The 9,317-nt window shown below is 59.9% G+C and carries 8 protein-coding genes and 3 pseudogenes; 4 read left to right on the forward strand and 7 right to left on the reverse strand.

Annotated features, from left to right (window positions below; genetic code table 11):
* The first annotated feature begins 317 nt into the window (after positions 1–317).
* Together X742_RS142110 and X742_RS142105 are read left to right on the forward strand one after the other, a co-directional pair.
* On the forward strand, positions 318–1,100 hold the full coding sequence (locus X742_RS142110; protein WP_023775154.1) for a GGDEF domain-containing protein: 783 nt from the start codon (positions 318–320) through the stop codon (positions 1,098–1,100).
* Positions 1,101–1,314: 214 nt separating this feature from the next.
* On the forward strand, positions 1,315–2,562 hold the full coding sequence (locus X742_RS142105) for an FAD-dependent oxidoreductase (RefSeq protein WP_031241465.1): 1,248 nt from the start codon (positions 1,315–1,317) through the stop codon (positions 2,560–2,562).
* Positions 2,563–2,743: 181 nt separating this feature from the next.
* Here X742_RS142105 and X742_RS1000000176210 read toward each other — a convergent pair.
* The 6 genes and pseudogenes from X742_RS1000000176210 to X742_RS142080 all read right to left on the reverse strand — a co-directional run.
* Positions 2,744–3,021: pseudogene (locus X742_RS1000000176210) on the reverse strand (FAD-dependent oxidoreductase); the annotation flags it as partial.
* Positions 2,998–3,562 (reverse strand): annotated as a pseudogene (locus tag X742_RS1000000173335) (IS630 family transposase); the annotation flags it as partial. The pseudogenes X742_RS1000000173335 and X742_RS1000000176210, both read right to left, overlap by 24 nt.
* Positions 3,563–3,759: 197 nt before the next feature.
* Positions 3,760–4,443 carry an amino acid ABC transporter permease gene (locus X742_RS142095; RefSeq protein WP_023775158.1) on the reverse strand — a complete coding sequence of 228 codons (684 nt, stop codon included), beginning with the start codon at positions 4,441–4,443 and terminating at the stop codon, positions 3,760–3,762.
* Between the two features lies 1 nt (position 4,444).
* On the reverse strand, positions 4,445–5,185 hold the full coding sequence (locus X742_RS142090; protein WP_023775159.1) for an amino acid ABC transporter permease: 741 nt from the start codon (positions 5,183–5,185) through the stop codon (positions 4,445–4,447).
* Positions 5,186–5,262: 77 nt separating this feature from the next.
* Entirely contained in the window at positions 5,263–6,075 is an 813-nt protein-coding gene (locus X742_RS142085) for a transporter substrate-binding domain-containing protein (protein ID WP_031241470.1), read from the reverse strand.
* 40 nt (positions 6,076–6,115) lie between these two features.
* Entirely contained in the window at positions 6,116–6,886 is a 771-nt protein-coding gene (locus X742_RS142080; protein ID WP_023775161.1) for an amino acid ABC transporter ATP-binding protein, read from the reverse strand.
* A gap of 1,120 nt (positions 6,887–8,006) precedes the next feature.
* Between X742_RS142080 and X742_RS0138770 the strand changes: the two genes are divergently transcribed.
* Positions 8,007–8,210, forward strand: a complete 204-nt coding sequence (locus X742_RS0138770; RefSeq protein WP_031248627.1) for a hypothetical protein — start codon at positions 8,007–8,009, stop codon at positions 8,208–8,210.
* Positions 8,211–8,319: 109 nt separating this feature from the next.
* Here the strand turns inward: X742_RS0138770 and X742_RS0138775 are convergent, their stop codons facing one another.
* Complete coding sequence (locus X742_RS0138775; RefSeq protein ID WP_031248629.1) at positions 8,320–8,634, reverse strand: hypothetical protein; 315 nt, start codon at positions 8,632–8,634, stop codon at positions 8,320–8,322.
* Between the two features lie 248 nt (positions 8,635–8,882).
* Between X742_RS0138775 and X742_RS01000000170880 the strand changes: the two are divergent.
* Positions 8,883–9,244: pseudogene (locus X742_RS01000000170880) on the forward strand (transposase); the annotation flags it as partial.
* Positions 9,245–9,317: the final 73 nt, after the last annotated feature.

A 9,317-nucleotide genomic window follows, 5' to 3' on the forward strand; every position in this document is an offset into this window, starting at 1 on the left:
TCCGCACGAGCCGAGCGGTATGACCGCAGCTCCGACGATATCTTCGCGCTTCAGGATGAGATCGCCATGTCGGCTGTCGGCGCAATCGGCCGCGGATAAGGGGCTGTGAGCCGATTTGCTTGTCTTCGCGTCTGTCCGCCACCAAGGGGAGACTGTCGCGATTTCAGGCGTCGCTGGCTGCGAAAACGGCTTTGGCATTCGATAACCCTTTGTTGACCATCATTCCATCAAAGGGGTGACGAACCGACGATTTGTGAAAGGGTTTACGATCTGGACCTATGTTGCTCCATCTCTATTAGGCCATGAGGCGAAGGAAAATGGCCAAGCAGATCATGGATCTCTCTACCTTTGGCTGGGGTCGCGTCATCGTGCTCAGCTCGATTGGCACACTGTGCTGCATTGCTGTGGCGTTCGCGATTGACAGCTATTCACTGACAACAGGCGCTTGGCGTTGGGGCGAGAGCCCCCTGAACAATGTGATCATCCCCCTTGTGCTTGCCCCACCTTTCTTCGGCTACCTTCTTGGCAAACAGCGTGAACTTGCCATCGCTCATCGTGAGCTAATGATAGTCGCCTCGACCGACGCGCTTACCTTGTGTCTGAACCGGCGGGCGTTCATGGCGATGGTGGATGGCTTCCTGGACCGGGTCGCCAATCGAAAGACCGAACGGACGGGCGCCCTCCTGGTCATCGATGTCGACCATTTCAAGCTGGTCAATGATAGGTTTGGTCACGACGGAGGTGATGAGGCCCTAAAGCTCATCGTGCAAATCATCAAAGGCAGCGTGCGAGAATACGACGTCGTCGGCCGGATCGGCGGTGAAGAGTTCAGCGTCCTGCTTCCTGGTGTTAGCCCAGACACGGTTGGCAAAGTCGCTGAGCGGATCCGGGCCGCGGTCTACGACACCGAACTCAAGCTGGAAGGAGAGAGCTGCCGTTTGTCGGTGAGCGTTGGCGGGGTGGTATTTGAGCGTGACGCCTCGTTCAGCGAACTCTACCGCTTTGCCGACCAGCGACTGTATGCGGCCAAACGCAACGGTCGCAACCGAGTTGAGATCATTCACGCTTCGTCGCGTGAGGATCAGGCCCGCATTCACTGATCGTGCGCGACACGCGGAGTGCGATTATCCTTCGCCACCCCAAATCGCTGGGAGTCCCGGACATGTCCAATCACCTCCCGCCCTTTGCGAGGCGCCCTGCTTGTCCGCTGCCGTTGCAGTTTCACGAGACCGCGGCCCTGTCGTCCAAGCTTGACAACGGTGCCCGAATTTATGTTCGTGGACTTTAAATCAATTGAATTAGGTGACCGTCCACGTGCCGGAATTGGGCAAGGAAGTGGTAATTATTGGAGCGGGCATCGTCGGCGTCAGCGCAGCCCTTTACTTGAAGCGGGCAGGCCTGAACGTCACGGTCATCGACCCGTTGTCGCCAGGCACCGCGACGTCCTTCGGCAATGCCGGAATGGTCAGACACGACTGCAACGTGCCTGTGGCCATGCCTGGAATGCTGCGGAAAGTGCCAGGCTGGCTCACCGATCCGCTGGGGCCGCTAGTTTTGAAGCCTCACTATGCATTGAAGGCAGCGCCTTGGCTGCTCAGATGGATTCGCGCCGGACGGATGGACAGCGTCAATAGGGCAGCAGATGCGCTATTAAACCTTCATAGGGGCAACCTCGAATGCTATCGTGATTTGATCGGCGGTCCAACATTCGCAGCCCTGATCCGTGAGGTAGGCGGTATCCAGGTCTGGGAAAGTGACGCCGTTGACGTCTCCGACCGCATCACTGCGGAAATCAACGAGCGGCAAGGCGTCGTCACCGAACCGTTGGCTCGCTCGGATTTGGAGCGCTTGCTGCCGGGTATTTCAAAGATTGCAAAACGCGGGCTCCTCTATCCCCACAACGCCCACACGATCGATCCACATCGCTTGGTCATGGCCATTGCTGACGGGGTGCGGCAAGCCGGCGGCGTGTTCGAAGCGGAACGCGTGCTGAAGATTATCCCTCGCGCAGCCGGTGGCTACACGCTTATGACGAACACAGCCAACCGAAGGGCGGACGCGGTGATTATCGCCGCTGGCGCCTGGTCGAACCGCTTGCTCAAGCCGCTCGGTGCCGAATTGCCGCTCGAGACTGAACGTGGTTACCACCTGATGATCCCTTCCCCGTCGATCGAACTGCCGATGCCGGTCCAGATGAAAAATCGGGGTTTTGCGCTGTCGCCGATGGAACATGGCCTCCGGCTTGCCGGCACGGTCGAGATTGCCGGCCTGGAAGCCCCACCTGACGAACGGCGTTCCGAGATCCTGCTCACCCATGCTCGAGCGTTGTTTCCCGATCTGAAGGGCGGAGAGCCTACGATCTGGATGGGCTTTCGACCCTCCCTGCCTGACAGTGTGCCGGCGATTGGCCAGGTGCGGGGACATCGCTCCCTCTTTGTCGCGACGGGACACGGTCATACGGGCATGATTGGCGGCGGCTCGACAGGACGGCTGATCGCCGAACTCGTCACCGCCAATCGGACCCATATCGACCCCGCGCCATATTCGCCTGACCGCTTCTGAAACGCCTAAGCAACGCGCACTGAGCGGCGTTCACGTACGAGGTCCATACCTTAATAGGCCCAGTAAGTCATTTGAACAGCGGCAGTGCCGAACGGGCCGCCGTTCCACAAAAAACCGAAAGGCGCAAACGCGCGATAGCGGTCGCTCTCGCCCGGTCGCGGATCGCGTCGGAGACCATGGCGACACCCTCCATGGAAAGGCGAAACAGCATCTTGGCATCGTCGGTACCGACGCGCTTACGGATCTGGTCGCCGCGCGCCGCCCAGCCCGGAGATACGAAACCGCCATTGCGGCCGGACGCACCCCAAGCGATTCGGCGTGCCTCAAGAACAGTCACCGAAATGCCGCGCGGGCAAGCTCGAGCGCAGCCGTCAGTCCGGCGAGGCCGCCGCCGACGATGCACACGCTAGAGCGTTTCAGATTTTGACAGAAGCGTTGCAGGGCGCCGAGGAAGGTCAGCGTGCGCCAGTGGCCGTGCGGAGCAAAGCCGCGCAGGCGTTTGCCGCATGGTCCCCAGCCGCGCAGCGGTGCCATGTTGGTCTTGATCCAGGTTTCGTCGATGAACCAGCCGTTCCGGATCGAGACCCGCCTGCCAGGAACGCCAGCGTTGTCGTCGGCGGGCAACATCGGCGCGAGCTTGCTCAAGGGCGAATAGCGTTTTCTTGAACCGCAATCCTTCGCGCCGCAGGAAATGCCATACCGTGTCGTGCGAGACCTTCACACCGCGCGCCGCAAGTTCGTCCTTCAGCCCATGCAGCGACAGATGCGACGTCTGGTTGATCCGTTCCACGATGAACGCCCGGTGCGGCTCCAGAACGCGCTTGCGGTGGCCGCCCATCTTACCCGGTGCCACAGACCCATTCGCCCGATAGCGCTGCGACCACTTCACCGCCGACGAAACCGCCACGCCAAAACGAGCCGCCACCGAGCGGCAGCTCTCGCCAGCCTCGATCGCGCCAACAACACGCTCACGTAGATCGTTCGAAAGGGGAGCCGTCATCTGATGCTGGCCTCCGATCCAGCCAGCATCTTGAATCACAAAACCACTCTCACGGGACTCCCGCAGATTCAGTCAAAATCTGAACTGCTCTAGTGTCATGCCGGCCAGACAGCACGGGGTAGGAAGCCTCTGATGTGAGCGTGCGTGTGTAGTAGGTATCGACATAGGGCGTCATTGGACCCGCCGGCCACGCTGGCTCAATCGAGGTTGATGAAACGGGTGCCGCCGACCTTACGCTCCGCCCAACGGGTGAAACGCAGGACCGGGTAGCAGTAGGCGAAGTAGATCAGTGCGATCACGCCGTACACGAAAAGCACGTCGCGCGGAAACCGCATGATCGAAATCTCACCCTGGCGCGTCAGCTCCGAGATGCCGATCACCGAAAGAATGGCTGTGTTCTTGATGATGTTGACATAGACGCCGCTCATTGGCGGCACTGTCAGCTTCAGGGCCTGCGGCAGGACGACCAAGGCGAGTATCGGGAGGCGCCTGAGACCCAGCGAGGTGGCAGCCTCCCACTGCCCCTTCGGAACAGCGTCGATAGCCCCCATCACTATCTCGGCGACATAGCTGGACGTATAGACGGAGAGCGACACGAACGCCGCCATCTCGGAACTCCATTGCAGTGCGGCAATGCCAGTGTTGGGCAGCACAAAATAGAAGACGTAGAGTTGCACCAGGAACGGTGTCCCGCGCAGCACGTGGATATAGAGGGCGAAAAGCTGGTGAAACACCGGCACTCGTTGGCTTCGCACGACGCCGATCAGGAAGCCCAGCACGGAGCCGACGACGATTGCGATGAGCGAGACCCAAAACGTCTGCACGAAACCGGTCCACAAGAACGGCAGGATCGCGACGACTATCTCGACATAATGTTGCATTCTACTTTCCGCCGTTCCATTCGGGGCCCGCGAGCCAGCGTTTGACGATCCATGACAAGCCCATCATCACGGCGTAGATGGCGAGATAGCCGGCGGCTATGGTGAGGAAACTCTCGTTGGGCCGCACCCTTTCGCTATTCAGCAACAGGCCGGCACTGAGGAAATCAAACACTGCAATGATCGAAAGGAGCGAGGTGTCCTTTATCAGCACTGCGGTCTGGCCAAGAAGGGGTGGCAGCGTATTGGCGAATGCCTGCGGCAGGACGATGTATCGCAGCCGCTGCAGGTAGGTCATGCCAACCGCCTTGCCGCCTTCGATCTGTCCCCGCGAGACCGACGCGATGCCGCCGCGCACGATCTCGCTTATATAAGCGGCATTGTGCAACGAGAGCGCCATGATACCGAGCGTCATCTCGCTCCAGCGGCCCGTTTCGGGGACCAGGATCGGCAGACCGTAGTAGATAAGGTAGATTTGAACCAGCAGCGGGGTCGCCATAATGAACGCGACATAGCCCGCTACCGGGCGCCATAGAATTGCGCGGCTCGACATGCGGCAAAGGGCCAACGCTGTGCCAAGTATGACGGCGGCAATGAGGCTGACAGCCGCCGCGACAAGGGTGTTTTCAAGACCCTCGGCGAAGCGCCCGAGATACTGCTCGACGATGCGATAGTTGTAAAACTCGAGGACGAAGTTCATCCGGTTTCCGCGTTGGGGCCAGGCATTGGCAGCCGAGGCGACCAAGCCAGATCGCCGGTTATGCGCAGAAGGGGCGTCCGATCGAGGCGGCGCAGGATCGCCGCGTCGATCGGTTCCAGGCGCTATTTGTGATCCTTCTCCCAGGCGTCGGTGGTCCACCAATAAGCCAGGAGTGTCTGCAGCGAATTGTCGGCGGTCTTCAGCTCGACATAGTTGTCCAGCCACATTTTGAGGTGGAAAGCGTTGGGGCGGGTGGCAAAGGCCAGTGGCTCCCGCGTCATTGTGCCTTCGAGCGGCTTGAGGTTTTCGAACTGACGCACGTAGGAATTATAATCCTGCCCGCCGACCATCGCGTCGACCCGCCCCATCGTCAACGTCTGCGCTACCGCGGGGCCGCCGCCTGCGAACACCTTCAGCGTCGCTTTCGGAAGATATTTGGTCACCGCATCGGCATAAGTACTGCCTTGCAGCGCCGCCACCGTCACGCCTTCCTTGTTGAGGTCCTGCCACGACTTGTACTGTGAATCCTTTGCGGCAAAGGCCAGCGTATCGTTGAAGAACATCGGCCGGGAAAATAAAAGCTGCGCCGCGCGTTGCGGCGTGGGGGTCATGTCGCCGGCAATCATGTCCGCCTTGCCGGCCAGAAGCGCCGGAATGAGGCCCTTCCAGTCGTAATCCTGGAACACAACCTTAACGCCGAGATCGGCCGCCATCTGCTTGGCGAACTCGACGGCGAGACCGGTGCGCTCGCCGTTTTTGTCGACGAAGCTGACAGGCGGGCCCTGTGTCTGGACTGCGACGACCAGTTCCCCCCGCTTCAGAATATCGTCCATTTCGTCGGCTCGCGCGCCGCTCGCTAGCGTGAACCAGGCTGCCACGATCACGGCCAAGCTCGCTGCCGCGCCGGTCAATCTGGTTTTTAAACTGCTGTTCATTTTCTCTCTCCCTTGTTGATTGCGCTCTGACATTCCAAAATCACAGTATCTGATTGAGGAACTGCTTTGTTCGTTCCTGCTTTGGCGAGTGGAAAATCTGCTGAGGGGTGCCTTCCTCGACAATCAATCCGCCGTCCATGAACAGCATCCGGTCCGCGATTTCACGCGCAAAGCCCATCTCGTGGGTAACCACCGCCATCGTCATCCCTTCAGATGCCAAAACCTTCATCAGGTCGAGAATGCCCGTGACGGTTTCCGGATCCAGCGCCGAGGTCGGTTCGTCGAACAACATCGCCTTGGGGTCCATGGCAAGAGCACGGGCAATGGCCACGCGCTGCTGCTGTCCACCGGACAGTTGGCTCGGGTAGTGCCCCGCGCGGTCATCTATGCCCACCTTTTCGAGCAATTCATGTGCTCGACGCAATGCTTCCGTCCGTGAGCGGCGACGCACCACAGTTTGCGGCAATGCGACATTGTCGAGCGCCGTTCGATGCTGGAACAGATTAAATGACTGGAAGACCATTCCAACCTCGGCGCGTAACCTGTTGAGGTCAGCCCCGGGTTCAGAAAGCGAGACGCCATCAATGACGATCCGCCCGGAATCGATCGTCTCCAGTGCGTTCATGGTGCGGAGGAATGTGCTCTTGCCGGAGCCTGAAGGTCCGAAGACAACGAGCACCTCGCCATGCCCGATTGCAGTGGTGACCCCGGCCAGCGCTAGGTGTGAACGGCCATCATCGGACCGATAGGTCTTGCGGACGTCTTCAGCGACGATGATCGGCTTGCGATCCTGACCAGGCGTAATTTTCACGACATCACGAGCACAGGTTAGCGTCGTGATTGAGGTTCTGTGTTAGGCCAAGGGTTCCCCCAGTAGACATTCAGTGCCCCCATTCGGGCGTATCAATTTTGCCGTCGGATCGTCTGGTTCGAGAGCCGGCGGTCATTTATCACCCAATGCCTCTGATCTCTCGGAAACGTCGTCATGAAATCCGATCGAACTGACCAAAACAAGCAGTTTCTTCGAGAGGCTTGTGGGGTTTGCCCGAACTAGACCCGATTTGTTGCCGGCCGTTCGTCGCTCCTTCCCACGTCGATGAAAGCTTTGCTTGAGACGCGCCTGCCGTAACGTGGCAGAGGGACGGCGCGTCAAAAATCATCGAGTGGCATGCGTATGCGACATCAGGCGTGACGGCGTGGCCCTTGCCCTTCGAAGCCCGGTGGGAAAAAGGCCGGTTTGAGACCTAGTTCCCATTCTGCCGTCCTTGCGTGCTATGACAAGCTTCGGCATTTGGGCTTCAAGGGTCATGCTGCGCGCTTCGTCTCTGGTGATGCCGACCTTGTGGCGTTGTACTCAGCTTCTCGCGCCCGCTGGCTATCGAGCGGGCGTTCGTTCGCATGCTTCGCCTTCTTTCCCACGAGGCGAATCAGCCGCGGCTTAACCCGGCGTCCGGCATGGGGGCCCTACAACGGAAATAGCGCCTAGCGTTTGTCTGTCTGTCGGGTTCTCGGCTCGTCTTTTCGAATGACGCGAGCCGGGCAGCCCCTATGAGAGCTGTCTGGCAAGCTGGCAACGATCCCCAATTCTCCAAGGTGGTGGACGCCGCCAGTCAGGCCGGCGATTAGCTCCCTCAGCCGCCGAGCCTACTCCATATCATTCGTTCCGGGCCTGTGGCTGACGCGTGCTTCCTGACGATCCGATCAAATAGGGCAGCTTCGACGCGCTCGCACCCGGTGAACTCATTGACGTCCGAGCGAGAGCGCAGGGATACTTTGGCGCCTTCGTTCAAAACCAATCCTGAGACGTTGCATCCGCATGCCTGTCGGGAACACATGCGGGACGCCGAAGTTCGGGGCGATCGACCTAGTCTCGATCGAATGCAGATACAAAATCGAACGCCCAAACCTACGGGCCAACGCGAGGCCCCAATATGCCGTGGACCAGTGACGACGGGCGCAACGACCAGGCCACATCAGCGGCGGCCCTTATTGTCGACGAGGAACGCGCCAGGCGCGCCGCGAAAAAAGCGCGGTTGAAAGAGGCGCGTCTCGCTCAAGAAGCGAGCACTGCCCTTCCGCCCAAGCCCAAACCGCGCGTCGTGAAAAAGGTTCGCAGGATTTTTGTCTCTGGCTAGGGTGCGGTGGTCGCGCAGCCACAGAAATAGCATCCATGAACAGCCGGTTGACCCGTGCGCGGGCGCTTACCCTTGCAGCCGCCGGACATCAGTGGCGCCAATCGCGCTTCTACGAAGCGCACATCGGCCCCTGCCTTTGCAGCAAAATCCCGCGCAGCTGCGATCGCCGTCGGTGAAAAGTCGAGGTCAGTAACGCCCCCGCGCCGAGATTCTTCAAGCTAATCGTGTCAAGCACGATATGACATTGCAAATGGACAATATCCTTGCCGACGATATCGCCAACCTCGCCTGCTTCCAGCTGGAAGAGGTTGGATCCGCCGGCCGACACATTCTCGATCTGGTAGCTGCCGGTCGTGTCCGTCGAATGCAGTTCAGCCCTATCATCCCAATTAAAGGCGGTTCGCACCCAGAAAAGGTTCCACATTCCCTCCCTTCGCCAGCGCGCTGACTGACCCGTGGTAAACAGGTGGTTAACATCCTTATAGCCAAAGCCCTCCGCGTCAATGCGACGCCAGCAGCCGGCGCGCGCCCGCGCATGACGCCACGGCATTGGCCCAGCTGCCGGATGTCGAGAGCGACAGGCCGGCAAAGAGGAAGTTTAAGAGCTGCCCAATTGGCTAGTTCCTGCGGGACGAAGCCTGCACGCGATTTGGTTGAGCAGTTTTCGCCGCGGATCCCACCCGGCTCGTCTTCATCGATGAAACCCCTCTCGACCAAGATGGCGCGGCTGCGCGGCCGTGCGCCACGCTGCGAGCGTTGCCGGGCTGGCGTGCGTCATGCCACTGGAAGACCGCCACCTTCACGGGGCTCTGCGGCTGACCGGCATGACTGCGCCGTTCGTCTATGACGGCACCAAGAACGGCACCGTCTTCCGAGCCTATGTCGAGCAGGTCCTCGCTCCCAACCTGAAGCCGGGCGACGCCGTCATCATGGACAACTTACCGGCGCATAAGGCGGCAGGAGTGCGCGACGCGACGGAGCTGGACGGCGCGAGATTCAGCTTGTTACCGCCATACAGTCCTGAATTTAACCCGTGTATGGATGGCTCCTGCGGGTCAAGGGTATCGGATCGGGTTTGGTGAACAGGTCGGTTGCGGCCATGTATAC

The sequence above is a fragment of the Mesorhizobium sp. LNHC229A00 genome (genome assembly GCF_000502415.1).
Lineage (GTDB): Bacteria > Pseudomonadota > Alphaproteobacteria > Rhizobiales > Rhizobiaceae > Mesorhizobium.